Genomic DNA, 25,219 nt, shown 5'->3' with positions numbered 1-25,219 from the left:
ACAGTCACCCACTTTTCGCGTCCCTAGAGAGTCTCCAGTCCGTTCTATGGGCCCTTAGTCCTCTTCGGGAGCATTGTTCGCTCCCTGTAGAGGCTCACCTTTGTCCGATATCTTGATCAGTCAACCAGACCGAAACGGCTTCTGAGTTCGGCAACGAGTGCTGCCCTCTCCTTTGGATCGGCAAGCACGACCTCAAGTGAGACCTTTCCCGAGTCCCATTCCTTGAGGAACCCGATCTGTTGGCCAGTGTGTTGGATCTTGTATTGGCGCGATGTTTCTTTAGGCTTGCGCTTATCGCCAGTATCGAGTTTTGCGCGTATGGCGCCGACCTCACGCGACGACAGATCTTCTTCGATGATGCGATTTACCAATGCAAGCACTTCTATCTCGCTCACCTTCTTGGCGGCAAGCGTGATCTCATACCCAACGAATACGCCGAACTTCTCTGGCCGATCGCGCATTCGGTCGAGCACAGCAGTCGGAAGGCTTAGCAACGCAATGGTCTTGTTCACCGTCGAGAGCGACACTCCCAAGAGCTCAGCGATTTGCAACTCAGTTTGCACTAAGCCTTTATCAAGCAATTTTCTCCACGCGAATGCATTGTCTAAGGGACTTTGCGCGCTACGCTCCTCATTGAGCACCCAACTCACGCGATAGAGTTCGAGATCACCCTCGTGTGGGCGAATCACCAGGTCGATGCTGTGCTGACCAGCTGCAGCGAGCGCCTTCTTCCGATAGTGACCATCGATCAGCAAGTAGTCACCTGGTATGGTCGGATGCGCGATCGCAGACGCTGGAACGAGTTGACCACGAGTTGCAATTGACGCCGCCAGCTCCTTGACGATGTCAGGGTCATAGATGTGACGGGCATTCAGTGGGTTTTCGTGCACTCTATCAAGAGGAGCTGCCACAATTCGCTGCTGCGCTGGACCAGTATTTTCAGCGCTGAAAGTCCGACCAGCCTGTGCCTCATCGAGGACGACTTGGGGGGGGGGCACACCTCCAAGGCCACCTGGACGCTCGGAAAGCACGGCATCTGCCGCTGCAAACCGCGCATTTACATCCCGCTTTTCTGCCGAAAGGGACGCTCGCATTGCAGCTTTGCGGTCGACTTTGGAAATCATCTTTTGTCCTTATTTTTTGCGCGAAGGAAGGTGCAAAAGGTGAAGCACTTCCTCTGCCATCAACTCCACCTCTTCCATTGCAACTGTGGCGCGTGGCACTTGATGAACGGTTGACCCCAGAATCTGGGCTTCTCTAAACGCCGCTCGCGAACCTAGGGACGTTTTTAAAAGAGGAAATTCTTTATCTTCCTCCAATAATTCAATTAGCTCTTTGGCTAGCGAAGTCGAGCGCTGGACCATGTTAGCAACGACTCGTGCAACGAGCTCTTCGTTGTTGGCCTGTGCTGCCTCCGCCAATTTTTTGGCAGACTCCGCCGCCCAGATATCCGCCGGACTCGGGACCAGCGGTATGAGAGCCAAGTCAGAGATCAACATGGCCGACGTGGGGGCTGCAGAATTCATTGCCGGTGGGCAATCTACAAAAATCACATCGAATTTATCTATGTGATTTTTTACTTCTCTGTGCATCTTTCCTTCCATAGGAGCAAGACTAATCACAGAAGCTGGAAATGGCCGCTCTTCGGGGGCGGCACTTGCCCAGCGGCTTGCAGTCCCCTGCGGGTCCATATCTACGACAAGTGATGAATATCCGCGAAGCCCGAATGATCCAGCGAGGCTCATCGCAATGGTTGTTTTTCCACACCCGCCCTTTTGGTTAAACACGGTGACCACTTTTGCTGTCATTGCCTGCTCCTGATAGGTTGGCAGACTTTCAGCGCTGAAAGTCTTGCCGGATTCTCCGCGAAGGGAATTGTATCAAACTCAGATGAAAATCAATAACAAATTAATGAAAATGTTGTTTATTTTTATAGAGTATACGTTTTTGCAAAACGACTTCTGTGTTGCTTTAATCGTTGCTATGGCTTGACTTTCAGCGCTGAAAGTTGAGTCAGGGGTGGTTGTTGATCGGCCTTTTGGTGTTGTGTTGCCTGGTGCGCGCTATGTTTGGGCGGCGATGTTTTGGTGCGATTGGTTGCGGGGCTTTTGGTGCTGAGGGTTGAAGGTTGGACCCCGTGGGGGAGTGCGTGATCGGTGGGGTGTCGCGGTTTTGTTGGTGCGTAAAATTTATTAATCGTGCATTGTATTTTTGTAAAATTTTTAATTTGTGTGTTTTATTGAGTGCGGGTGCGGGTGCGGGTGCGAGGGTGAACTTTCAGCGCTGAAAGTTCTGGGCATTGTGGTTATGTGGCTATGTTCAATGCAGAGCTGGCTTTTTTGAAATGTTGTTTGGATAACGTCGAAATTGAGAGCTTGCGGTGGCTCAAGGGAAGAGCATCATTGAGGCAAAGCCCCGGCGCTCGAGACATCCACGATCGTCTGTAACTCAGGTCATCATGTGCATTGAACTGACCGAGGAACCAGATTGCATCGACCCAAGGAGGGTACGAGCACGCTTAGTGATGCGATGGGCCCCGACCCCGTGGGGCTCGAAGTAACCAACGCTATTGACCCATCAGGGGAAGGCGGCTTCTTGGGGGCTGACCATGGTGGGCGAGCTTCAGCAGATTGTGGAGCGCAGCGGACGCGGCGACTCTATTCAGGCGGTCCTCACGAAGATGCTTTCCCCGTCCAGCGTGCCAGTCTTCTCTATGTCCGCCCCCTTGGCAATTTCTCACGTTTGAGAACGCCATTGAGCACCCAATAGATCCAGCCTCAATGGATTAACTGAAATCGTATGACTGACAAGTCAGGAGAGGTCATGTTGACGACGCGGAAACTATGGGCTTGGACAAAAGGGCTCCAGGCCTGGTGGAGCGGCGCTCTTGCTGGTAAAGAATGTGCTTACGCCCGCTGATTAAGATGACCTTCATGCGCTGCTCAAGGTGGCACATGGCATACCTGATCCAGAGAAACAGGAGCCCTTGCCTCTTGCCGAAGGCCAGATACCGGTACCGATCCAGGCTGAGATCGGGATCCAGTTGCTCGTCATCAAGAATTTGCGCAACGTCAACGCTGAAAACCAGCAGTTGGAAGTTGGAGCCAAGGGCTTGACGACCGTCTATGGCGGCAATGGAAGCGGAAAGTCTGGGGGCTAACGGGTTCTAAAGCGTGCTTGCAGGGCTCGCGACCAGTCAACCAGTCAGAGCTATTTCTCCCTAACGCCAATGTGGCTATGGCCCAATTTGGTTACGCTCAGGAAACCTTCACCGTATGCGTGAATGGCCAGATTGATGAATTTGTATGGAGCAAGGTAGTGTGTCCCCCAAGGACCTGTCGGCCCTGTCGATATGCGACACTCGGTGCGCGCGTGCCTTCCTGGGCAGCGAGGACGACTGCGCCTACGTGCCGTATGAGCTCAATGTGCTGGATGGCCTGGGCGAGCTGCAACAGGATCTAAAGCTACGCCTTGAAGCCGAGCAGCGTGAACATGCTGTAGATCTCCAATTGTTCGCTCACCTCAAGGAAGAGACGGCAGTCGGGAGGTTGATAGCTACTTTCTCATCGAAAACTGATCCTGGAGCGGTGGAAGGCCAGTTCTTGGCATCAGTCGCGCCAACTACTCCAAGTATCCGCACATGAGCCCCCAACTTGCCCCTTCACCGTCATGTTGGCTGTGCCGCGCTGGATGAAGGCATCGAACCCATTGGAGCTGGGGTAAAGCCATGAAGACCGACAGTGACTTCGTCGTGCCCGGTGGGCAGGTTCAAACCTCCGCCCCCGAGGTCATGGGGCGCATCGAGCGCCGATGGGAAGGCTTGCGCGAACGCGTGGAGGCCAAGCTGCAGACGCTCAAAGGTGTGGATCGCAGGCAGGAATCCCGGCTCCTCGACCAAGCTGCCAAGGCCGGCACAGTGGCCAAGCGGGTGACATGGCTGCGCAAGGCGGCTGATAGCGTCACGGGCAGTGCTGCGCCGTTGGCCGCATGCCGCAAGGGTTGCTCACATTGCTGCCATATCGCCGTGATGATCTCCAGAGCCGAGGCACTGGTCATCGCCAAGGAAACCGGTGCGCCGATGAACCCGTTGGCAGGGAAGTACACGATGGCCAACGTGGATGAGGACAGCGAGAGCTACAAGGCGGCGACGCAGGAAGCGTTTGGCAAGCCCTGTACCTTCCTGAAGGATGATGTCTGTGGTATCTACTCAAGCCGCCCCCTTCAATGCAGGCTTCTCCTGAACATGGATGAGGACGCATTGCTGTGCCAGCTCGTGGAGGGCAGCACCATCAATGTCCCTTACCTGAACACCCAGGAACAGGGGTGATCTCGGTTTTTGTGCCGGATCGGAGTAAGCGCGCGGTAAACCCATCTTGATGTGACTCTCTCCTTCTCGCAACATCGTGTGCACGCAACCCATCGTGCACACCATGCTCAAAGACCCAGACATTACGAGCTACACCGCTCGGCGCACCCACCGGACCTACACTCCAGCCTTCAAGGCAGAACTAGTTGCCACTTGCCTGCAACCCGGAACTTCCATCGCGGCCTTGGCCAGCAGTCATGGCATGAATGCCAACGTGCTGCACCGCTGGCTCAAGGAGCATGAGCGCACTGGTTGCCACCAGCCCATCGCGCCGACGCCATCACCTTCGATGCCAGAGTTCATCCCGCTGCGCCTGCCCAACTCCGCCCCTGAGGCCGTCCCGGTCGAGCTCAAAGTCGAACTGCGCAAGGGGCCCTTGTCCATGACCGTCACTTGGCCTATACATGCTGCGGCCGAATTTGCGAACTGGGCTGCGGCGGTGCTCAAGTGATTCGCATCGATGCCGTGTGGCTGGCCATCACCCCCATGGACATGCGTGCGGGCACTGAGACAGCACTGGCGCGTGTGGTAACGGTGTTTGGTGCGGCACATCCACATACCGCTTACCTGTTTGCCAACAAGCGCGGCACACGTTTGAAGGTACTGGTACACGACGGCATGGGCATCTGGCTGGCCGCACGCCGACTGCACCAAGGCCGCTTCCATTGGCCGTCGCCTGGCGGCACAGCGCAGCAATCTCTTCAACGTGAGCAACTCGACGCCCTCGTGCTGGGCCTGCCGTGGCAGCGTGTTGGTGAGGCCGGGGTCATTACCCTCATCTGACGCGTGACGTGGCGGAGGCCATCAATCGGGAGATGTGCCGATGGCGTGACCGATGCTGGCTGGGCAGACTTTGCCCCATGGACGTTGCCACCGACACGCTCTCCCATCTGAATGCAGAAGAACTGCGTGAGATGGTGCAGTCGCTGCGCCAGACGGTCTCTTTCAAGCAAATCACCATCGACAAACTCACGCATGAGAACGCGCTGCTCAAGCGGCTGAAGTTTGCGGCGCAGTCTGAGCGCTTCAGTGCCGAGCAGCGAAGCCTGCTGGAAGAGACGCTGGACGAAGACACGCAGGCCGTTCATGACGAGATGGCCGAGCTCAACGCCGAACCTATCCCGGCGCGCGTCAAAGACCAACCCAAACGCCAACCCCTGCCAGCGCACCTGCCACGCATCGACATCCACCACGAGCCAGAGGCCACCACCTGCCGCTGTGGTTGCCAGATGAAGCGTGTGGGCGAGGATGTGGCTGAGAAGCTGGACTACCAGCCAGGTGTCTTCAGTGTCGAACGCCACGTGCGTGGCAAGTGGGCTTGCGCCCAGTGCGAGACCTTGGTGCAGGCCCCCGTGGCGGCACACGTCATCGACAAAGGCATCCCGACCACTGGATTGCTGGCTCAGGTGCTGGTGGCCAAGTTCGCCGACCACTTGCCGCTGTACCGGCAGGAGGCCATCTTCGGTCGGGCCGGCTTGGCCATCCCTCGCTCCACGCTGGGGGCTTGGGTGGGCAGTTGCGGGGTGCAACTCCAGCCGCTGGTGGCCGCGTTGAAAGCAGACATCCTGACGCACCGTGTGGTGCACGCCGATGAGACGCCGGTGCAGATGCTCCAACCAGGACAGGGCAAGACCCACCGCGCCTACCTGTGGGCCTACGCCGCCGGTGCGTTCGAAGACACCAAGGCGGTGGTGTATGACTTCTGCGCCTCACGCGCCGGAGAAAACGCCAAAGCCTTCTTGGGCCCCTGGCGCGGCAGCCTGGTTTGTGACGACTTCAGTGGCTACAAACAGCTCATGCTGGAGGGCGTCACCGAAGTCGGTTGCCTGGCCCATGCCCGGCGCAAGTTCTTTGACCTGCACACCGCTCACAAAAGCCCGGTGGCGCAGCGAGCGTTGGAGCACATCGCGCAGGTCTATGAGATTGAACGAGAGCTCAAAGCCTGCAGCGCTGACGAGCGCCAACGTGGACGTCAGGAACGCTCAAAACCGTTGCTCGACGCGTTACACGCATGGCTGCTGTTGACCCGACAGAAGGTCACGGATGGCACGGCCACGGCCAAAGCGCTGGACTACAGTCTGCGGCGATGGCAGGCGCTAACCCGCTTTGTGGATGACGGGCAACTGCCTGTGGACAACAACCACATCGAGAACCAAATCCGACCGATTGCCATCGGGCGCAACAACTGGCTGTTCGCCGGTTCGCTACGGGCGGGCCAGTGCGGTGCCGCTGTGATGAGCCTGATTCAAAGTGCCCGGCTCAATGGGCATGACCCGTACGCGTATCTCAAAGATGTGCTGACGCGCCTGCCAACCCAGCGGGCCAGCTTGGTACATGAGCTGTTGCCGCATCGCTGGGTGCCCGCTGGCTAGTTCGACGCGACATCGGCAATAGCCTGACTTGAGTTGGGCTGTAATGGCTGCTTCGTGACGTCGCGACCGGCAGGAACGGGCCCTGAGCGGACCTTTGCAACCCTACCGCGAAGCTGCCGCTCACCAATGCACGCTCCCATTTCAACGGCTAATGTCGACACCGCGGCGATGAGTTCTCGTAGCTCGGTACGGGGCACGCTGGCACAGAAAGGTACCGGGGTTCCTTTGGATACGACACCATGCACTGGAAAGAAATTCTTTGCCGGATTGATTGCGATGGTGACAATGAAATCCATGGTCTTCCCCTTCCTACAAACAGGTGAGTTGATGAGAGATCGGCATTCCCATCGTGGTCCCTGGATGCCTTATCCCGCAAGTGCGCGGTTCACTTGGGACGGGGAGGTCGCTTTCATTCCTTAGGTCGCATCGGAACTGTCATGCCAACCCTCTCATCATTTGTACTCATCGCGCTCAGCGTCTATGCATTTGTATTTCTCGTGACAAGACTGGCCCAGTCCTCGAAGGAATTCAAGCAACAACCGCCCGCAGATCAAGAGCGTGCTCGCAAAACGTTCCGGTGGACTCTAATTTCTCTCCCATTCGTTCTGGCCGGGACGTATCTCCTCTTACTTGCGCCACCGGGCGTAATTCGGATGCTGCCCGTGTTCCTCTATCTTCTACTCTCGGGTGTCGCGATGTGGCTGTTGTGGAGAAGCTATCGACTTGGAGTCCGACGAGACGAGCGCCTTGTAAAGTCACTTTCAGGCAAGCCGCTGCGTAATGCAAAGGCACTCGTGCGATCCTTCGCTCTGGCCAATTTCATGCTCGCAGCAGGCTATATAGCAATTCTCATCGCGATACCCGCTCTTCGCCTGCAGATGAACAGTTGGGCTCCACTCATTACCATTATCTCGAGCTGCTACACCATTTTCATGTGGCGTCAGGAGCGGAAGCATGCAGCCTAGCCTTTCCGTCAAGCAGCGGGCCCTGAGCTGTCTTAATGGGGATCGATAATCGTTTGACGAATTCAGGTAAGTCCTCACAATGCACTGCACGGCAAAATTGTGAGCTTCTCTAAAGCACCATTGCCACACAATTCAGACCGCAAAGCATAAGCGCCGAATTTGGCAAGCGGCTTGATGGGACAACACAGATGCAGCACAGCCCCTCTCCCTCGCAAGCTCGCTCAGTGGCGATAGGCACCGCTCTTCTTGCATTGCTACCGGTGTGGGAGGTGTGGTCTGTACTTTCATCAGGTTCAATGGTTGGAATTCAGTGCGACGGTCTCTTCTCAGGCACCTTGTGCGCCGCAGGGAGAACGGTTGGTACATTGCTCTTTGGCCCACAGCGTGACCATCTTGGGTACGCACTTGTCAGCGCTTCGCTGGCGTTGCTCATGCTATTCGGTGCTTGGAGAGTGCTTGCCAGTGCGAAGAGGCAGACCAAGTAAGTGGGTATCTAAACGATTGAATAACGCCTCTGGCGGTCCGTGATCGCCATGGAAACTGTGCGATGAGTGTCTGCATTAGTTTTCAGCGACTGGCTGCTACTGGCCGGATTCTGCCCCACGGCGAAGTGCGCTAGCGGCGCCTTGAGCCGACTATTGGCACCCTTAACAAAAAATGGCCCTTGATTCAAAACGGATTGATCGCTGCTCCAAACGTACAGTCGGCCGGCCCGGCCCAGTCCGCGAGCACGCTATTGTTTGTTGATTTATCGCTTGTTTGGATTCTCGGATTTTTGATAGTTGGATAGTTAAACAGGCACCCGATTGCAAACTCTGCTGAATGACACTTTCAGGAGGACTCTGTGCGAAGAATATCCCCGGCAATCCAGTTCATCCCGCAGGTTTTTCGGGCTTTATGCTTCATGCGATGACATTTGAACGATCAAATATGGCGTACCCAGATGGCCTTCCGGCAGAAGTGCTACAGGCTCTAGAGATCAGCGCAGTTTTGGCAATTAAGACGCTTCAACGTCTCAATGGACTTGGTCTCTACGAGGCAAAGCTTGCGGTCGACGCCTACCTGGAACGGCATCCTGAACACCCCTTGTCTCAGCGACAGGCAAGTTCCTCGGTCGCGCCGCTATGTGAGAGAGTCGGTGCGTTGGGTGAATTCATAACCGCGGAACCGGTACCGGCCGAAGCGCCAGTGTTTGATTCACTGACAAGAGCGGTCGTTTCCCCTGAGCTTTACATTCTTCTGAGTGAAGATATCCCCAACAAAGCGTGGATTGCAGAGGCTCTCAAGGCCTGTGTTGATGCGGGGATTGACATATCAATGACCGAAATCCTTGATGAGAAAAGGCGCAACGGGGATGGCGACTTATCAGCGGCAGTGCTGAAACTGTCGGGGTCACTTTCGAACGAAGCGATCCGCGCTTTGCCTCAGGCCCTTCGGCGAAGACTTGCTGAAGGTATCAGTTTTCAGTTGGTGCCAGCCGCCCAGTGGGGCGAGGCCGCGATACCCATCGACGAGCTGGAGCTCGAGTACTTCTTGCATGAGTTCTCCAGGCCAAGCCGCATGATTGCGAAAACGACGAGTTGCGTCAGGCTGAGACACAAAACCTCGGGAATTGTCTGTCGAAGCACCGCGCACCAGAGACGAGCGACGAACTACCAGGAGGCTCTTCTTCTCCTTGCATCCCTGCTCAAAGAATGCAGATAAGGTCTACTGATTTCATCGAGGGGAAAGCCAAACGGCTCCACTGACCGTCTGCCTCTCATGTCAAGCGCTAAGCGTCCGCTTTCAACCTCCCCACTGTCCGCTCCTGGCCGATTTGAGAAGTCTAGCGCAGACATCCGATTGCGGTCGCTCGGTCAAGATGGGATGCCCGGTCGTTTACGGATCGGAAGGTTATGGAGAAATCTCTTTTTAGAACAACTACTTAGCGTTGCGCAAAGGTGTTCCGCGAGTTCGAAATTCTTCCAGCGTTTTCCCGCGCGCGATGGCTTCGTTCAACCAAGAGGGTCGCCGCCCCTTTCCTGCCCAAGTATTCCCAACTGCATCCTCGTACAGGACAGGTTTGCCGGCTGGGGGTCTCCCGGTCTCTGAGGTCAAAGATTGAATCTTTCTTGCGTTGGCAGTGGTTGCTTCGAACAGATCGGCTGGCTCCAATTCGAACTTGGCGATTACCTCTTTCAACAGTGGAATGATTTCCTCGGCTTCACGGACTTCGCTCATCGCCTCTTCAAGGCGTTTCTTCATTTGAGTGAGTGTCTTGGGCACTGGGATCTCCATAACGGAAGCTTGGACGCAACTTTCTCCATTGTGATGGGGAGCGCCGATGAGAGATAGACCGCCTCTGGCAGTCTTCAACACAGTCTTGCGGTCATGCGTTGGTGTGGCTTTGCGGCGCCTGCAACGTATCCAGGCGGCGCATCAGATCCGCCGTCAGCTGCTGGCGCGCCGCGTCAGCCGCGCTTGTTGCTGCGAGTTGCCGCTCCAGCTCCAGATTGCGCTGAGTGGCCTGAAGCAGATCCGCCTGCAGACGGGCGAGGTCTTGCTCTCGACTCAAGGCCTTCGCAGTCAAATCTTCAAGTTGCTGGGGTACTTCGGCAAGGCCGAGGGCAGTTTGCTGCGCCGCCTGCAGCTGCGTTTCCAGGCTCTGGAGTTGCGACCTGGCCTGACCCAACTCCCGCGCGAGTGCCTGGTTCTGCTGGTGGTCGTTGCGCATCTGCTGCTGATTGGCCGAGACAGCCGCATTGGCCTTAGTCAGTTCCGTCTGCAGGTACTGCAGTTGCTGCTCGTGCTGGCGTAGCTCGCGCTCGCGCTGCTCCTTGGACGCTTCGCGGAAATGCTCCAGAGCCTCCCTTGCATGGGTGTGCTTCTCTTCCAGGGACTGGCTGTGTGCTTGGGCACTCTCAAGCCGGGTCTGCAGCTGGGTCGTTTGCTCGACCAGTTGGGCCTGCTCGATCGCCTTGAGGGCCAACTCCCTGTTGGCGTGCTCGAGGGATTCGCGTTCCCTGGCCAACTCCAGTTGGGTCTGCTCCAGCTGCCGCCTGGCCGCGGCTGTTTCGCTCTTGGAGGTCTCCAGGCTGGCCTTGTACTGCGCTTCCTTGGCGTTGAACTCCTCCATCAGTGCAACGACCCTCGCATTGGCATCAAACTCCAACCTGGTGGACAGGCGGCCTACCAATTCCGCGAGCTCATCGCTGATGCTGATTTTCGGTGCCGTAGCGGCGGCTTCCTCGTCCTCGATTTCCTTGAGGTACCTGTGGATGGTCACCTTGGAGCCGGTATTGCCCAACTCGACGCGCACCGCATCGATGGACGGGTACTTGCCTTGGCTGATCAGCCTATCCCTGGCTCGCAGCACCTCAGACTTGTAGATTCCGGCTCTGGCCATGGCATCCTCCGATTTTTTCGTACCGTATTACATACCATGATATTACATACTGGGTGTGGCAATGAAAAATTGGGATTTCACGAAAAATTCAGACTAGTTAATAAGGGTTTATCTGTTGTGATCACTTCAAAGCCCGCAAAAATGGGGGGGCCGCAGCATGTAACGCGATGGGAGGGGTGGTTTTTCAGTTGCGCGGTCGCGCGTTAAAAATCAGACATGGGGCCGTGGCATGCTATCGATATGAGCATCACATGCGATCTAAGAACCTGGGCAAGGCGGATCAAACGCGATGGAGTGACGCTGTGGTTTGCAGGAAAGAATCCACGCACCCCCTGGTACGCAAAGGCCCTTGGAGTGTTTGTCGTGGCGTACGCGCTCAGCCCGATCGACCTGATTCCGGATTTCATACCAGTGCTGGGGTACTTGGATGATGTATTGCTGCTCCCCGGCCTGATATGGGTCGCTATCAAACTTTTGCCGGCGGACGTCCTGGCTGAATGCAGAACACAAGCCGATGAGTGGATGGCTTCCAAAGCAGCAAAGCCGACCAGCAAAGTCGGCGCAGTCGTTGTTGTACTACTGTGGCTCGCTGCCTGCTTGGGCGCCTGGTATTGGTGGAAGTCGGGCATGACTGGCTGAGGGACGGACTTGCGCGAATCGCCTCGGGAAGGCGCTTCTCCGCCGCAGGCTTTGCGGCATAGGCCTTTGTGAACCTCCGTGGCTACGCTTAGACACAGTGCTGTCAAAACTGTAATGCTGCGGTCAGCGGCATGTGGGTGCCGGATTTCTAGACTTGTCTCCGAGGTGCAAGAAGGTTGTGCCTCCTGAATTCCCACCCGGGCGTTCAGTGCTCAAGGAGACCCCATGAAAGCTCGTTTCGCCCTCATCGCATTCAGCCTGGCAGCCACTGCTACGGCGTCTTTCGCTTCGACCGCGTTTCACACCAGTCCTAGCCAGGAAGAAGGTGCCACTTTCGTGCCATCTCACCTGGGCCGCACCGTCAGCCGTGAAGACGTCCAGCAAAACGTGCTCGTTGCGCAGCAAAACGGTTCGTTGCACTGGATCAGCCGCGGCTACCCCGCCACCTATCCACTGGTCAAAGCACCGGTGTCAAACAAGAGCAGGCAACAGGTTCTGGATGAACTTCAAGCTGCTCAAAAGGGCCCCGCCACTACGAATGGCGTGCGCGACCTGGGCGGCGAGATCGGCTGGGTCGAAGCCCACCAGGCGCCGTGACCGGCTGAGGGCCCTCGGGCCTGGCACACGCAATGCAATCGACTCCGCCCATCCAAGGCACAAATTTTCGCTTCCAACCATTGACCTTAAGGACCAACATGAAACTCAAGACCACCCTCATCATCCTCGCGCTGAGCGCAGCCCCTGCATTCGCTTTCGATGCCAGCCATGGCGCCCAGTCCAAGACACGCGAGGAGGTCAAAGCCGAGCTCTCGCAAGCCCTGCGCAGCGGCGACATCATGGCCGGCGGGGAAATCGGCGCCAAAGTCAGTGAGCTCAACTCCGGTGGCTACCAGTTGAAGACCCCGGTGCTGGGCAAGACCCGGGACCAGGTGCGCGCGGAACTGGAGCAGGCTGTTCGCAGCGGTGACATGCTTGCCGCCGGGGAATCCGGATCACGGCTCAATGAACTGCAGCCCAACCTGTATCCGTCCAAGATGGCGCAAGCAGGCAAGACACGCGAGCAGGTCAAGGAGGAACTGGCAGAGGCTATCCACACCGGGGACCTGATGGCCGCCGGCGAGGACGGCCGCAAGCTCAATGAAATCTACCCTGGCCAATACCACCAGCACCACGCGGGCTCGACGGCCGCGCAATCGGGCCACTCCAATGGCCGCGATCTCTGAACATCAGATCCAGAGCCCAGTCGCGCTGGGCTGGCCCGCCCTCACGCTCCGTGGTGGTGGGCACCAGCGCCGTTCACTCGTGCACACCGGGTGCGACCGGTGAGGTATCTGAATCGGCCGACTTGAGCTCGCCTGTGCTCTAGTTCATCTCACGTTTGACGAGGGCTGCCGAGCAATCCCAAACCTTGACGTAGACCGGCTCTCCAGCAACCACGGCTACATCTGCAGGCAGACGCGCAACGGTCCAGCGCGACCGACCCACCTCTCTCCACTGAACAATGGCGAACCGCTCTTGCGCACGATCTAACTGATCGGCCTTGCACCGGCGCTTGTAGAACGCCAGGTCCTGAGCAGTGGCTTCAACCCTGCTGACTTTGCCCACGCGCCAACCCTCCGCCCACGGTAGGGAGTTTTCATACACGGGGGTGGCGCAGCCGGCGGCGAGCATGGCCACGACACACAGCGCTGGCAGGCGCCACCTGTTTGCCCAGCGCTGTGCAAAGCAGGAACGGAGGGTGGTCGTCCACGCGGAAATCACACGGGTGCTTTCCAGTGATCCGCACCAGCATTCGAAGTGCCGGCGGCAGCCGTACCGCAGGCTTGGGTTTCCAACTGAATGGTGGTGTGGGTGATCTCGAATTGCTTCGCCAGCAACTGGTTGACGGCGGCCAGCATGGTGCCAGGGTCTGCCGCTTGCGGGTTGTACACGACGTGAGCGCTCAGGCTGGTCTTGGCGCTGCTGACCGCCCAGACATGCAGTTCATGCAAGGACACCACCCCTGGCAGGTCCAGGAGCGCACGCTTGAGCTGAGGCAGATCGATGCCTTCGGGGACGCCTTCGAGCAGGATGTTGAGCGTCTCTTTCAGGAGGATCCAGGTGCGCGGCAGCACCCACAAGCCGATGGCCACGGCAATGACGGTGTCGACCCAGTTCCACCCTGTGAACAGAATGACCAGCGCCCCCACGATGACCCCAATCGAGCCGAGCAGGTCGCTCCAGACTTCAAGGTAGGCTCCTTTGACGTTGAGGCTGGAATCCTTGCCTGAGGACAGAAGGCGCATGCTCACGAGGTTGACGATCGTGCCCAGTACAGCGATCACCAGCACCCCAGTGGTCTGGACTGCCGGCGGGTTGCTCCAGCGTTGCCACGCCTCATAAAGGATGTACGCCGCAACGCCAAACAGGAGTAAGGCATTGAACGCGGCGGCCAGGATCTCAAATCGGTGGTAGCCAAAGGTGCGCCGGTCGTCGACATCCCGGCGCCCGACCCGAATGGCCGCCAGCGCAATGGCCAGCGCCGCCACGTCGGTGAACATGTGTGCGGCATCGGACAGCAGAGCCAGGCTGTTGAGCATGACGCCGCCAATGACCTCTGCCAGCATGAAACCGCCGGTGAGCATCAGCGCGTAGCGCAAAGCCTTTTCGTTTCCTGCCGCTGGCAAAGCGTGGTCGGAACCTTTTCCCATGGTCTGTCTCCTCAGATTCAGTCTGGTGATGTCATCGACCGCGTTCAGTCCGCGGTCCTCGTCCGGCCTTGGCGCTCAGTGACGTCGCCGGTGCCGAGGCTTACCCGTGGTCCGGCACTTCAAGCGCGTTATTTGCCGGTCCCTCAGTCTCTTGGCCAGTCGCCGGCTGTACTTGGTTCGAACGTCCATCGGGGGATGGCGCTTGAGCCACATGTGCCGCAGCCGCCAGAACACAAACACAGAGACCAACAAGCTGATCCAGATCCAGAACAGCTTGGCGAAAAGCCCACCCTGGGCCGCCTGCATTGACATGGATCGCTCCTTTTTGCCTCTAAGGGCAAGGACATGCACAGCGCCGAGGGGCGGTACGGACCCGCCACTGCGGTGTCGTTCGCATGGACTGGAGCGATGCTTCGGGCGGCGTTGGTGTTACTTCAGCGTGAAGCGGACCGAGGCGACCGACTTGCCGGCCTTCGAGACGGCGACCACGGCTTTGGTACCGGCGGGGACCTTGAAGCTACCCGCGGCTTCCAACTTGCCCTCACCGGCTTGGAGTTGAACCTCCTGCTTCTCGCTGCCGGCCAGCAGGGTGACCTTGGCGGTCATCCCCGCCACGGCAACGGGTTTTCCGTGGTCGCGCATGAAGAGCTGCAGCTTGTCGGCACTGGCGACGAATTCGTACTCGACGTCCTTGGCTTCCGCCACAGCACCACCATGCATCGGCTTGACGTCGTGGCCGTGGTTGTCAGCCGCGATGGCTGCGCCAGAGTTCGATACCGTGAGGGCGAGAAAGAGGTGGGAGAGTTTCATGGCAGTTCCTTTGGGGTTGGAGAAATGGGAAGGTCCCGCGATCAGCGGGACCGCCTTTGACTACACAGGCTTCGGTGCGTCCGGGTGGGAGGGCTCGGCAGACACGTCCTCGGCTTCTTCATCGGGCCTGTGGGCCAGCCGGTAAAGAATCGGCAGCACGAGCAGCGTGAGCAGCGTGGATGAAAGAATTCCACCGATCACCACGGTGGCCAGAGGACGCTGGACTTCCGCGCCGGTGCCTGTGGCGATGGCCATGGGAATGAATCCCAGCGAGGCCACCAGGGCGGTCATCAGCACCGGGCGCAAGCGGGTCAGGGCGCCATCCCTGATCGCTTCGTCCAGGCCGACACCGCCTTCCCTCAGGCTGCGGATGTAGGAAATCATCACCAGGCCGTTGAGCACTGCCACCCCAGAGAGCGCGATGAAGCCAACGGCCGCGGAGATGGACATCGGAATGTCCCGAAGCCACAGCGCCAGGATGCCCCCTGTCAATGCGAATGGGATGCCGGTGAAGACCAGCAAACCGTCCTTGGCATTGCCGAACATCGCGAACAGCAGCACGAAGACCAGCAGCAGGGAGACCGGTACAACGATCTGCAGGCGCTTGGTGGCTGACTGCAGGTTCTCAAAGGTGCCACCCCAGCTCGTCCAGTAGCCGGTGGGGATCTTGATCTGCGCCAGGCCTTGCTCGGCCTCTGCAACGAACGAGCCCACATCCCGTCCGCGCACGTTGGTGCTCACGACAATGCGGCGCTTGCCGTTCTCTCGGCTGACCTGGTTGGGGCCGGGTGCCAGCTCGAACGATGCGACCTCACCCAATGGGATGAAATTCGTCTTGGCTTCCGTGCCACCGGCAGACCGCGGCAACGGTATGGGTAGCCGCTTCATGCCTTCCAGGTCATTGCGAAGCGCCTCAGGCAGGCGAACCAGGATGTCGAACCGGCGGTCCCCCTCGAACATGGTGCCGGCCTCACGACCACCGATGGCCGTGGCCACGGTGTCCTGGATGTCGGCAACGTTCAGCCCGTAGCGCGCTGCCTTCTGGCGGTCGATGTTCACCGTGAGCATCGGAAGGCCCGTCGTCTGCTCGACCTTGACCTCGGAGGAGCCCTGGATCTTTTGCAGCATGGCGGAGACTTCTTCAGCGGACTTGTTCAACACGTCCATGTCGTCACCGAAAATCTTCACGGCCACGTCACTGCGCACCCCTGAGATCAGCTCGTTGAATCGCAGCTGAATGGGCTGGGAGAACTCGTAGTTGTTGCCGGGGATCTTGCCAATGACTTCCTGGATCGCCGCGAGCAGCTCATCACGGGTCTTTCGAGGCTCGGGCCATTCATCCATCGGCTTGAGCATGATGTACCCGTCCGAAATGTTCGGCGGCATGGGGTCCGAAGCAATCTCCGCAGTACCGGTTCTGGCGAAGATGCGCTCGATTTCGGGGAACTTCGCTTTCAGCGTCTTTTCGATCTGCTGCTGCATCGCCACCGACTGGGAAAGGCTGGTGCCCGGAATGCGCAGTGCCTGGATCGCGAAGTCGCCTTCATTGAGGTTGGGTACAAACTCGCTGCCCATGCGGGTCGCGATCAGTCCGCACAGGACCACGGCAACCGCGGCAATGGTGAGAACCAGCGTTTTGGCGCCCATCACGCGATCAAGCATGGGGCCGTACAGGCGCTTGGCGTGGCCCAGCAAAAAGTTCTCCTTCTCGCTGACCCGATTGCCGATGAAGAGGGCCACAGCTGCCGGGATGAAGGTCACAGAAAGGATCATCGCGCCCACCAAAGCGGCAACCACCGTGAAGGCCATGGGGTGGAACATCTTCCCTTCCACGCCCGTCAGCGCGAAGATGGGCAGGTACACCACCATGATGATGAGCTGTCCGAACAGCAATGGGCGGCGCGACTCCTGGGATGCCAGGAACACTTCATGAAAGCGCTCGGCCCGCGTCAACGGCCGGCCGTGGTGCGCCTGCGCATGGGCGAGCCGCCGAACGCAGTTCTCCACGATCACCACAGCTCCGTCAATGATGATGCCGAAGTCCAGGGCCCCCAGGCTCATCAGGTTGGCACTCACCTTGTAGTGGACCATCCCGGTGAACGTGAAGAGCATCGACAAGGGGATGACCATTGCCGTGATGACTGCGGCCCTGATATTGCCCAGAAAGAGGAACAGGATCACGATCACCAGTACCGCGCCTTCCAGCAAGTTCTTCTTGACGGTATTGATGGCCTTGTCGACGAGCACGGTGCGGTCATAGACCGTCACCGCGTGCACGCCCTCTGGGAGGCTCTTGTTGACCTCCAGCATCTTCTTGTCCACTGCCTGCGAGACGGTCCGGCTGTTTTCTCCGATCAGCATGAACACCGTGCCGAGAACCACCTCGCGCCCGTTGTCGGTTGCGGCACCCGTTCGCAGCTCCCGGCCAATGCCCACGTCGGCCACGTCGCGCACGCGCACAGGAACACCGTTGGCACTGCTGAGGATCACGTTGCCGATGTCCTCCAGCGACTTGACCTGTCCAGGGGCGCGAATCAGGTACTGCTCGCCGCGCTTTTCGATATACCCAGCGCCCACGTTGCCGTTGTTGCGGTCCAGTGCCGTGACGACGTCTTGCAGCGTCACGCCCAGCGAGGCCAGTCGTTCCGGGATGGGGGCGATCTGGTACTCCTTGGCAAAGCCGCCAATGGAGTTGATTTCGGTCACGCCAGGAACGTTTCGCAGCTGCGGCTTGATGATCCAGTCCTGGATCTCGCGCAGGTCGGTCGGGGTGTAGGGACTGCCATCGGGCTTCTTGGCCCCATCCTTGGTTTCGACGGTCCACAGATAGATCTCGCCCAAACCGGTTGAGATGGGCCCCAGGGCTGGCGTGATGCCGGCGGGCAGCCGGTCTCTGGCTTCCTGGATGCGCTCATTGACCAACTGGCGCGCGAAATAGATGTCGGTTCCGTCTTTGAAGATGACGGTCACTTGCGACAGTCCGTACCGTGACAGCGACCTGGTCTGCTCCAGGTTCGGCAGGCCGGCCATGACTGTCTCGATGGGATACGTGACCCGCTGCTCGGTCTCCAGAGGCGAATAACCGGCGGCCTGGGTGTTGATCTGAACCTGGACGTTGGTGATGTCGGGGACCGCGTCGATGGGCAGCTTCTGGTAGCTGAAGACGCCCAGCGCCGCCATGCCCAGGGCCGCCAGCAGCACCAGCCATCGCTGCTCGATCGAGAATCGGATAAGTTTTTCAAACATGTATGGGCTCCGGGATCAGTGCGTGTGTTCGGCAGATCCCTTGCCGAGTTCGGACTTCACGACGAAGCTGCCTGTCGAGGCGTAGGGCATGCCGGGCTTGAGGCCCGACAGGACCTCGATGCGCTTGCCATCGCTTCGGCCCAGCTTCACAGGTTGGGCGATGAAGCCGCCGTCGACCTTGAGGAAGACCACGGGCTTTTCTCCGACGTTCTGGACTGCGTCGGCCGAGATGGTCACAGGCGCTGCCGTTTCTTCGGACACCACCTCGACGTTGACGAACAGGCCGGGGCGCCAGGCGCCCTTGGGGTTATCAAGAACGACGCGGGCCTTGGCGGTACGGGTCTGCTCACCGATCAACGCGCCCACGAAAGCGACAGTACCCGTGGCGGAGGCATCGAAGGCGGTGGCCTTGATGGTGACCTTCTCGCCCACCCGCACCGACGGCAGATCCTTTGCAGGAACATTGATCTCAGCCCACACCGTGGCAAGGTCCGAGATGGTGAACACCGCCGCATCTTCCTTGACGGCCTCGCCAAGACTCAGGTGCTTCTCGATGACGATGCCGTCAAAGGGCGCGCGCAGTTCGATACGGTTCAGTCCGGACACGGACGAGGTGGACAGGCCCAGCGCACTGAGCTTCTGATTGGCGTTGGCAACAGCGACCTCCGCTTCGCTCAACGCCTGCCTGGCCTGCAGGTAGTCCTGTTCGGCGGAGACCTTCTGCTCCCACAGCTTCTTTTCCCGCTCGTAGGTGGTCTTGGCCAGTGCCAGGCGCTTTTGCGCGGTCTGCAGCTCGCTGCGCTGCTCCGAAGCGGTCGGGCTCGCGATGGCGGCAAGAACCTGCCCCTTCTTGACGACCTGGCCCAGGCTGGCGCTGACACTCTCCACGACCCCCGCCAGGCGGGGAACCACGTGCGAGGTGCGGTCCTCGTTCAGCCGGATCTCGCCGGGCAAAAGCAGCGCCGTCTTGATGTTGGCTGCCGACGCAGAGTCCACCGTGATGGATGCGGCCTTGATCTGGGCGTCGGTCAGCTCGATCTTTCCCTCTTCCTTGCTCATCACGAACATGAAAGGTTCGGTGGCCGTCTGCGCAATGATCTCGATGTCGAACGCGTGGGGTTCGGCGACGATCTCGCGGCTGACCAAGCTGTCTTTTTCAGCGGCAAACGTCAGCTTCTGCTTGTCGTCTGTCGGGCGGGTCACTGTTGCCGTGACCGTTACAGCGGTCAGGGGGAGCGGCTTGTCCTTGTCGGACAGCCAGATCCGCAGCCGAGGCTCGCCACCGTCTTCGGACAGCAACGCTTCCAGGCTAAAGTCGCCTTCCTTGAACACGGTACCACCGTGGGGGCCCTTGGCTTCGCTCTTTTCATGGTGCTCGCCATCGGCATGGCCCTTGTCGTCGTCGTGGCCTTTTTCGCCGCCCTTGCCTTGGTGTTCTCCATCACCGTGCCCCTTGGCCTCGGTATGGCTGCCGTGGCCGTGGCCGTCGCCCTCGGCGGCGACTGCTTTGGGCTTGCCGCCGCCCTGCAGGATGAAGGCTCCTGCCCCGACCCCTAGCGCGAGGACAACGGCAATAGCGATGAGATGCTTTTTGCTGATGGTGGATGTGCTGGTGTTCATGGTCATGCTCAGTTGTGCGTTGCGATCAGGCCGGAAACCGTGCTGGCCCCGAGCAGGCGGTCGACATCTGCCGCCGCGCGGTGTGCCTCGCCCAGGGCTTTGAGGTACTGGGACTTGGCGGTGAAGTAGGTGCGCTGGGCATCGAGCACCTCCAGGAAGTTGAACTTTCCGTTCTCAAAGCCAATGGTGGCCGCGTCATAGGCCGACTTTGCGCCGGGCAAGACGTCCTGTTGCAGCGACTGGATCTCCGCGGTGATCGTGGAAAGGCGTTCGCGCGCCTGCGCCACTTCGCTGTGCAGGCGCACCGTGGCCCCTTGCAGCTCGTCACGGGCCTTGTCCTCAAGCTTGAGCGCTTCCAGCAGGTTGCCCTGGTTGCGGTCAAACACAGGCAGAGGCACAGAGACACCAAACAGAAGGACGTTGCGTTGGGTCTCGTTGCTGCGCTGCATGCCGACGCTGACGGTGACATCGGGCACGCGCTTGCTTTGCTCCAGCTCGGTCAGGGCCTGGCGCCGATCCACCTCGATCCGGGCGAGGACAACGCCCGGCGAAGAAGAAATCAAGGGCTGAAGATCGGCGAGGGGCGGTACCGCGGGGAGGTTGTCGGCTTTGCCCTCGAGGACGGTGAACGGCGCGTTGATCTGTCCCAACAGCGCAAACAGGCGAGACAGTGCATTGCGTTGTTCGCTGGCTGCCTGGGCGAGCTCGACGCGAACGCCGGCTTCCGCAACGCGGGCCTTGGACTCTTCCACAGGTGACACCTTGCCAGCGGCTACGCGCTTGGCCACGGTATCCGTCGACGACTTGGCCAATGCCACGCTGTCTTTGGCAAGCGCCAATCGCTCCTGCGCCGTCAGGACATCGAAGTAGGCTGCGGCCACATTGGCCCGCACGGTCGCCTTCAGCTCAGCGAGTTGGGCCTGCGCCTGCTCGCGTGATTTTTCGGCCGCCTTGGTGCGCGCTGCACGCTTTCCACCCAATTCCACGGGAAGGTTGAGCTGCCAGCTTTGCGTACGCGTTTTGGACCGTGCGTCTTCCAGTGAGTAAGCGAGCTCGGGATTAGGGCGTGAGCGCCCTTGAAGAATCTGCCCCTCTGTTGCCTCCAACTGGCGCGTAGCGGCAGCCACCTCTGGATTCCCTTCCAGGGCCAACTCGATGGCCTTGGCCAGTGACAGAGGCTCAGCGGGAGACACCGCGGCAGTCTGGGGTGCCTGTACTCCAACGACTGGACCTTGCGACATGCCCTGAGAAAAGGCCCCGCCCGAGAAGGTCAGCAATATGGCCGCGGCACCTGCTGCGAGCCTGAATTTCGTGCGGCCGCCCCATGCGTGCGGCTTTCCTTGAAGGTAAATACCCTTGAACATCCGATTCTCCAGTGATTTCAAAACACGAGGGAATCGGCGGGGTGGCAACCGTGCAGCTGCCTGGCAACTCGTCAGTCAGTGCAGCCGCGACACGCACAACTGCAGCCGCCAAGGGGCGGTCACGACTGACTGAAAGAAGGAGAGATGCCCCCGCCGATCAGGCGAGGACGGGCCACTGTGGGCGGTCGGGAGGTGTGGGCGTTACAGCCGCCAGGCGCTCGCCCGACGGTGAGTCCACGCGGCTGTCATGGGAGACGCGATGTTTGGCGCAGGACCAGTTGAGGGCCCCGATGCCGGCACCATGGCAAACCGAGCAGTCGACATCGGACATGTCGGTGCCTTGGCTGGTCTTGTCGGCTTGGCCGACCCCGCTTTTGGCTTCGTGCTTGTGCTCGTGATGCCCAAGGTGCTGGGCCTGGTCGGTCGAGTTCTCGTGCATGCAATAAGCAGCCACCGCGGACCAGCTGAACTGGAACGGGAGCAATGCAAGCATAAAAACGACGATCAGGCGGCGCATTTTTTGAGTCTAGCACGCGGTCAAGAAGACTTCGTGTGCCGATCAGCCGCCCGCGCCGTACAGTTCCTGGTTGCGCTGCTTCTCAGCGGCTGACATGTTCAGGTACTCCTGCTGCACCTGCTCACGCGTCTTGGAGCCACCCGTTGCTTTGACAGGCAGTGCACCACCGCGAGACAAGATCGCCAGCGTACCGTCCTTGCGCGCGGCTTCTACAGACTGAAGCACTTCGCCACGGGACACGTTGCTTTGGACGTGGTCGGGATGGGTGGTCATTCCCACTTCGCCACCGGCTGGATGGTAGAGCGCCGAAGCAGATGCCAAGCCTGGGGCCGCAATGGCCAGGGCAATCAGGGAGAGTGCGAGGGGTTTGCGAACGGTCATGGTGTGGTCCCTTGATTCGAATGAGCCAGCGGCGATCTACCGCGGCTATGCCTTTCGACACAGGGGGTACTGTAAAAATCGGACCTCGACAAGGCGCCAACAGCCAGATGACAAATTCGTAATCTACGAACAGGCGGCATTCTTCGAGAATGGCACCATGAAAATTCTGCTCATTGAAGACGAGGTCAAGCTGGCCGAGTACCTGCGCAAGGGCCTCGGAGAGGTCGGTTATGTGGTGGACGTCGCCCATAACGGGGTGGACGGCCTACACATGGCCCTTGAAGGCGGCCACGATCTGCTGGTGCTGGACGCGATGCTCCCAGGGATCGACGGCTTCAGCCTGCTGACGGCCTTTCGCAAGACCAGGCAGACCCCTGTCTTGATGCTCACAGCCAGGGTCAGTGTCGAGGATCGGGTGCTCGGACTTCAGACGGGTGCGGATGACTATCTGGTCAAGCCCTTTGCGTTTTCCGAGTTGAGCGCCCGCATCCAGGTTCTGCTCAGGCGCACCCAAGGTGCGCGGGTCGCGGCAGAGCCCACGCAACTGCGTTTGGCCGACCTGGATGTCGACCTGGTGCGGCGCAAGGCGTCCCGAGGCGGTCAGCGCTTGGAGTTAACTGCCAAGGAGTTCCTGCTGTTGACCCTTTTTCTGAGAAGGAAGGGAGAAGTGCTGTCCCGCACGGAGATCGCCGAGCAGGTCTGGGACATGAACTTCGACAGCGATACCAACGTGGTGGAGGTCGCCATACGGCGCCTGCGTACCAAGATCGATGTGCCCTTTGACACCGCGCTTCTGCACACCATCCGCGGTATGGGGTACGTCATGGAAGAGCGCAACGGATGAAGGCCCTGATCCAACATCGCTCATTGCGCCAGCGGTTGTCGTGGTGGCTGGCACTTCAGAGCTTTGCCGGGCTCGGGCTGGTCTGTCTGGCCGTCTACCTGGTGACCGAATTCAACTTCCGAGATCGACAGGAGGAAACGCTGGCGCAAAAGGAAAACGTCATCCGGCACTTGCTGGTGGACGGCAAGGAGCACGGGGATTCGGAAGACCTTGCTCACAAGCTCGATGATTTCCTGGTAGGGCACGGAGATCTTTCGCTTGAAGTCGCGCAGGCCGATGGGGCCATCCTCTACGCCCATACCCGCAACCAGAATGCGAAGACGGTCTGGCGCCAGCGGCAGTTCGAAGTGGCACTGGCTTCGGGCCAGACGGCCTCAAAGAGTTTGCGCGTCCAGCTGTCGCTGGACATCCAGACCGACAACCAGTTGCTGCACCGTCTTGCGGTCACATTGCTGGTGGCAGCCATTGGCGGGGCCGTCGTGGTTTCGCTGGGCGGCTTCTCCCTGGTCAACCTGGGCCTGGCGCCCGTTCGAAGACTGGCCAGCCAGACGCGCGCCGTTTCGGCGGACAACCTCCACCAGCGGCTCGATGGCGCGGAGCAGCCCCTTGAACTCGTGCCGCTGATCGACCAGTTCAATGCACTCCTGGCTCGCATTGAAAAGGCCTACTCCCAGATGGAGGGCTTCAATGCGGACGTGGCGCACGAGTTGTGCACGCCTTTGGCCACGCTCATTGCCAACAATGAACTGGCGCTGCGGCGCCCCGAGCAAGCGGATATTCGCGAGGTGCTGGCGTCCAATCTGGAGGAGCTGCATCGCCTGACCGGTATCGTCAACGACATGTTGTTCCTGTCCCAGGCAGATCGGGGCGTGGGAGCGCGTCGCGCGCCCGTGGCTAGCCTGGCATCGGTGGCGGCCGACGTGCTGGACTACCACGAGGCAGCGCTGGCCGAGGCGGGTCTCACCGCGAAAGTGGTCGGCGATGCGCATGGCACCTTCGATGTGCCGTTGTTGCGCCGGGCATTGTCCAACCTGCTGGGAAACGCAACCCGCTACGCGAGCACCGGCTCCATCGTTCAGATCAACTTGAGAACTGGTGACGAGGACCGCGTGTTGATCAGCGTCACCAACTACGGCAACACCATCGATCCCGAAATACTTCCCCAGCTGTTTGACCGGTTTTTCCGGGCAGATCCTGCTCGCAGCCATGGGCAGAGCAACCACGGCCTGGGTCTGGCCATCGTGGGCGCGATTGCCCGCATGCACCAGGGCAAGCCGGTGGCCAAGTCAGAGAATGGGGTGACAAGTGTCGGGTTAGAAATTCGCGCTCACTGAAAATCAGCGTCGTTTGTTGGCCCGCTGCCTCGGAGCCACGCCAATATCATGATGAGCACCTGGCGGGTGGGCCTCGCTGGGCTGCATGTGATTGTGTTGAAGTGCCGCAGTGGCCAAGCCGCCCAAGATGCCGCACTCACCGGCGAGGTGGCCTGGTGAGCACTGCTGCTGCAAGCTGCGCAATTCCGACTCCAGTGCCTGGAGTTCCCGGATGCGAGACACCACGTGCCCGATGTGCTCCTGAAGAAGTGCGTCCACCGCGCCGCAGTTTTCATCCGGAGCGTCCTTGAAATGCAACAGCACCCTGATCTCATCGAGGGTCATATCCAGGCATCGGCAATGGCGGATGAAGGCCAGACGCTCGACATGACTGCTGTCGTAGACCCTGTAGTTGCTTTCTGTGCGCATCGCGATCGGCAGCAGGTTCTCGCGCTCGTAGTAGCGGATGGTCTCAGTCTGCGTGCCGGTGGCCTTGGCAAGTTCGCCGATTTTCATAAAGCGTCCTTTGCAAAATCTGGTTTCCGTAGGACAAGGCGGCGAGATTTGGGGAGTCGCTTGACTTTAAGGTCACTACAGGGTTTCCAATTAGGCCATGAAATCAGAAACCAGCACTTCCTCTAGCGTTAATGACACCTGCTGCTCCTCGGGCTGCTCCAGTACCGTTGCCTCGCCTCCTGCCGCCGCAA

At 59.4% G+C, this 25,219-nt stretch carries 26 protein-coding genes; 13 read left to right on the top strand and 13 right to left on the bottom strand.

Annotated elements, in window-relative coordinates; all coding sequences use genetic code 11:
* Positions 1-116: 116 nt before the first annotated feature.
* Both C8C95_RS23135 and parA read right to left on the bottom strand, forming a co-directional pair.
* Complete coding sequence (locus tag C8C95_RS23135; RefSeq protein ID WP_116750458.1) at positions 117-1,124, bottom strand: ParB/RepB/Spo0J family partition protein; 1,008 nt, start codon at positions 1,122-1,124, stop codon at positions 117-119.
* 9 nt (positions 1,125-1,133) lie between these two features.
* Complete coding sequence (gene parA / locus C8C95_RS23130; protein WP_116750457.1) at positions 1,134-1,808, bottom strand: ParA family partition ATPase; 675 nt, start codon at positions 1,806-1,808, stop codon at positions 1,134-1,136.
* A 1,178-nt stretch (positions 1,809-2,986) separates the two neighbouring features.
* Here parA and C8C95_RS23750 point away from each other — a divergent pair.
* The 6 genes from C8C95_RS23750 to C8C95_RS23105 all read left to right on the top strand — a co-directional run bounded on the left by C8C95_RS23750 (position 2,987) and on the right by C8C95_RS23105 (position 6,738).
* Positions 2,987-3,160 carry a hypothetical protein gene (locus tag C8C95_RS23750; RefSeq protein WP_165836609.1) on the top strand — a complete coding sequence of 58 codons (174 nt, stop codon included), beginning with the start codon at positions 2,987-2,989 and terminating at the stop codon, positions 3,158-3,160.
* Between the two features lie 160 nt (positions 3,161-3,320).
* Complete coding sequence (locus tag C8C95_RS23125) at positions 3,321-3,644, top strand: hypothetical protein (protein ID WP_133246261.1); 324 nt, start codon at positions 3,321-3,323, stop codon at positions 3,642-3,644.
* An 83-nt stretch (positions 3,645-3,727) separates the two neighbouring features.
* Complete coding sequence (locus C8C95_RS23120) at positions 3,728-4,327, top strand: YkgJ family cysteine cluster protein (RefSeq protein WP_116750455.1); 600 nt, start codon at positions 3,728-3,730, stop codon at positions 4,325-4,327.
* Between the two features lie 103 nt (positions 4,328-4,430).
* Positions 4,431-4,817: a transposase gene (locus C8C95_RS24035; RefSeq protein WP_116750454.1), complete on the top strand. Its 387-nt coding sequence runs from the start codon at positions 4,431-4,433 to the stop codon at positions 4,815-4,817.
* Positions 4,814-5,149, top strand: coding sequence for an IS66 family insertion sequence element accessory protein TnpB (gene tnpB, locus C8C95_RS23110; protein WP_133246260.1), 336 nt, complete (start codon positions 4,814-4,816; stop codon positions 5,147-5,149). Before C8C95_RS24035 ends, tnpB begins: the two co-directional genes overlap by 4 nt.
* A gap of 131 nt (positions 5,150-5,280) precedes the next feature.
* Positions 5,281-6,738 carry an IS66 family transposase gene (locus C8C95_RS23105; protein WP_243415804.1) on the top strand — a complete coding sequence of 486 codons (1,458 nt, stop codon included), beginning with the start codon at positions 5,281-5,283 and terminating at the stop codon, positions 6,736-6,738.
* Here the strand turns inward: C8C95_RS23105 and C8C95_RS23575 are convergent.
* Positions 6,735-7,034: a hypothetical protein gene (locus C8C95_RS23575; RefSeq protein ID WP_133246259.1), complete on the bottom strand. Its 300-nt coding sequence runs from the start codon at positions 7,032-7,034 to the stop codon at positions 6,735-6,737. The two genes, C8C95_RS23105 and C8C95_RS23575, sit on opposite strands and share 4 nt — an antisense overlap.
* Positions 7,035-7,175: 141 nt before the next feature.
* Between C8C95_RS23575 and C8C95_RS23100 the strand changes: the two genes are divergently transcribed.
* Positions 7,176-7,703: a hypothetical protein gene (locus C8C95_RS23100; RefSeq protein WP_116750452.1), complete on the top strand. Its 528-nt coding sequence runs from the start codon at positions 7,176-7,178 to the stop codon at positions 7,701-7,703.
* Positions 7,704-8,525: 822 nt separating this feature from the next.
* Positions 8,526-9,407: a hypothetical protein gene (locus tag C8C95_RS23095; protein ID WP_133246258.1), complete on the top strand. Its 882-nt coding sequence runs from the start codon at positions 8,526-8,528 to the stop codon at positions 9,405-9,407.
* Positions 9,408-9,623: 216 nt separating this feature from the next.
* Here C8C95_RS23095 and C8C95_RS23090 read toward each other — a convergent pair whose 3' ends face one another.
* Together C8C95_RS23090 and C8C95_RS23085 are read right to left on the bottom strand one after the other, a co-directional pair.
* Positions 9,624-9,968, bottom strand: a complete 345-nt coding sequence (locus C8C95_RS23090; RefSeq protein ID WP_158274163.1) for an H-NS family nucleoid-associated regulatory protein — start codon at positions 9,966-9,968, stop codon at positions 9,624-9,626.
* Positions 9,969-10,071: 103 nt separating this feature from the next.
* Positions 10,072-11,088: a DNA-binding protein gene (locus tag C8C95_RS23085; protein WP_082493261.1), complete on the bottom strand. Its 1,017-nt coding sequence runs from the start codon at positions 11,086-11,088 to the stop codon at positions 10,072-10,074.
* 240 nt (positions 11,089-11,328) lie between these two features.
* Here C8C95_RS23085 and C8C95_RS23080 point away from each other — a divergent pair, with 240 nt between their 5' ends.
* From C8C95_RS23080 to C8C95_RS23070, 3 genes are all read left to right on the top strand, one after another.
* Positions 11,329-11,727: a YkvA family protein gene (locus C8C95_RS23080; protein ID WP_056419922.1), complete on the top strand. Its 399-nt coding sequence runs from the start codon at positions 11,329-11,331 to the stop codon at positions 11,725-11,727.
* Positions 11,728-11,952: 225 nt separating this feature from the next.
* Positions 11,953-12,324, top strand: a complete 372-nt coding sequence (locus C8C95_RS23075; RefSeq protein ID WP_056419676.1) for a DUF4148 domain-containing protein — start codon at positions 11,953-11,955, stop codon at positions 12,322-12,324.
* Positions 12,325-12,422: 98 nt separating this feature from the next.
* Positions 12,423-12,950, top strand: a complete 528-nt coding sequence (locus tag C8C95_RS23070) for a DUF4148 domain-containing protein (RefSeq protein ID WP_056419680.1) — start codon at positions 12,423-12,425, stop codon at positions 12,948-12,950.
* A gap of 534 nt (positions 12,951-13,484) precedes the next feature.
* Here the strand turns inward: C8C95_RS23070 and C8C95_RS23060 are convergent.
* From C8C95_RS23060 to C8C95_RS23025, 7 genes are all read right to left on the bottom strand, one after another.
* Positions 13,485-14,417, bottom strand: a complete 933-nt coding sequence (locus C8C95_RS23060) for a cation diffusion facilitator family transporter (RefSeq protein WP_056419686.1) — start codon at positions 14,415-14,417, stop codon at positions 13,485-13,487.
* 429 nt (positions 14,418-14,846) lie between these two features.
* A complete protein-coding gene (locus C8C95_RS23050) occupies positions 14,847-15,227 on the bottom strand; it encodes a hypothetical protein (RefSeq protein WP_116750450.1) in 381 nt (126 codons plus the stop codon).
* A 60-nt stretch (positions 15,228-15,287) separates the two neighbouring features.
* Entirely contained in the window at positions 15,288-18,473 is a 3,186-nt protein-coding gene (locus C8C95_RS23045) for a CusA/CzcA family heavy metal efflux RND transporter (RefSeq protein ID WP_056419696.1), read from the bottom strand.
* A gap of 15 nt (positions 18,474-18,488) precedes the next feature.
* Complete coding sequence (locus C8C95_RS23040) at positions 18,489-20,099, bottom strand: efflux RND transporter periplasmic adaptor subunit (RefSeq protein ID WP_116750449.1); 1,611 nt, start codon at positions 20,097-20,099, stop codon at positions 18,489-18,491.
* 2 nt (positions 20,100-20,101) lie between these two features.
* Positions 20,102-21,457, bottom strand: coding sequence for a TolC family protein (locus tag C8C95_RS23035; RefSeq protein ID WP_116750448.1), 1,356 nt, complete (start codon positions 21,455-21,457; stop codon positions 20,102-20,104).
* Positions 21,458-21,614: 157 nt separating this feature from the next.
* Positions 21,615-21,974, bottom strand: a complete 360-nt coding sequence (czcI, locus tag C8C95_RS23030; protein ID WP_056419705.1) for a cation efflux protein, CzcI family — start codon at positions 21,972-21,974, stop codon at positions 21,615-21,617.
* A 42-nt stretch (positions 21,975-22,016) separates the two neighbouring features.
* On the bottom strand, positions 22,017-22,355 hold the full coding sequence (locus C8C95_RS23025; protein ID WP_056419708.1) for a DUF4148 domain-containing protein: 339 nt from the start codon (positions 22,353-22,355) through the stop codon (positions 22,017-22,019).
* 157 nt (positions 22,356-22,512) lie between these two features.
* Here C8C95_RS23025 and C8C95_RS23020 point away from each other — a divergent pair, with 157 nt between their 5' ends.
* Together C8C95_RS23020 and C8C95_RS23015 are read left to right on the top strand one after the other, a co-directional pair.
* A complete protein-coding gene (locus C8C95_RS23020) occupies positions 22,513-23,199 on the top strand; it encodes a heavy metal response regulator transcription factor (protein WP_056419925.1) in 687 nt (228 codons plus the stop codon).
* Positions 23,196-24,533, top strand: coding sequence for a heavy metal sensor histidine kinase (locus C8C95_RS23015; RefSeq protein WP_082493263.1), 1,338 nt, complete (start codon positions 23,196-23,198; stop codon positions 24,531-24,533). The genes C8C95_RS23020 and C8C95_RS23015 overlap by 4 nt, the downstream gene beginning before the upstream one ends.
* A gap of 3 nt (positions 24,534-24,536) precedes the next feature.
* Here the strand turns inward: C8C95_RS23015 and cadR are convergent, their stop codons facing one another.
* Positions 24,537-25,028, bottom strand: a complete 492-nt coding sequence (cadR, locus tag C8C95_RS23010) for a Cd(II)/Pb(II)-responsive transcriptional regulator (RefSeq protein WP_056419711.1) — start codon at positions 25,026-25,028, stop codon at positions 24,537-24,539.
* Positions 25,029-25,219 lie beyond the last annotated feature (191 nt).

The organism is Acidovorax sp. 99 (assembly GCF_003096455.1).
GTDB classification, from domain to species: domain Bacteria; phylum Pseudomonadota; class Gammaproteobacteria; order Burkholderiales; family Burkholderiaceae_C; genus Acidovorax; species Acidovorax delafieldii.
The sequence above is the reverse complement of the archived record's forward strand: the minus strand, read 5'-3'. Positions and strand labels throughout refer to the sequence as shown.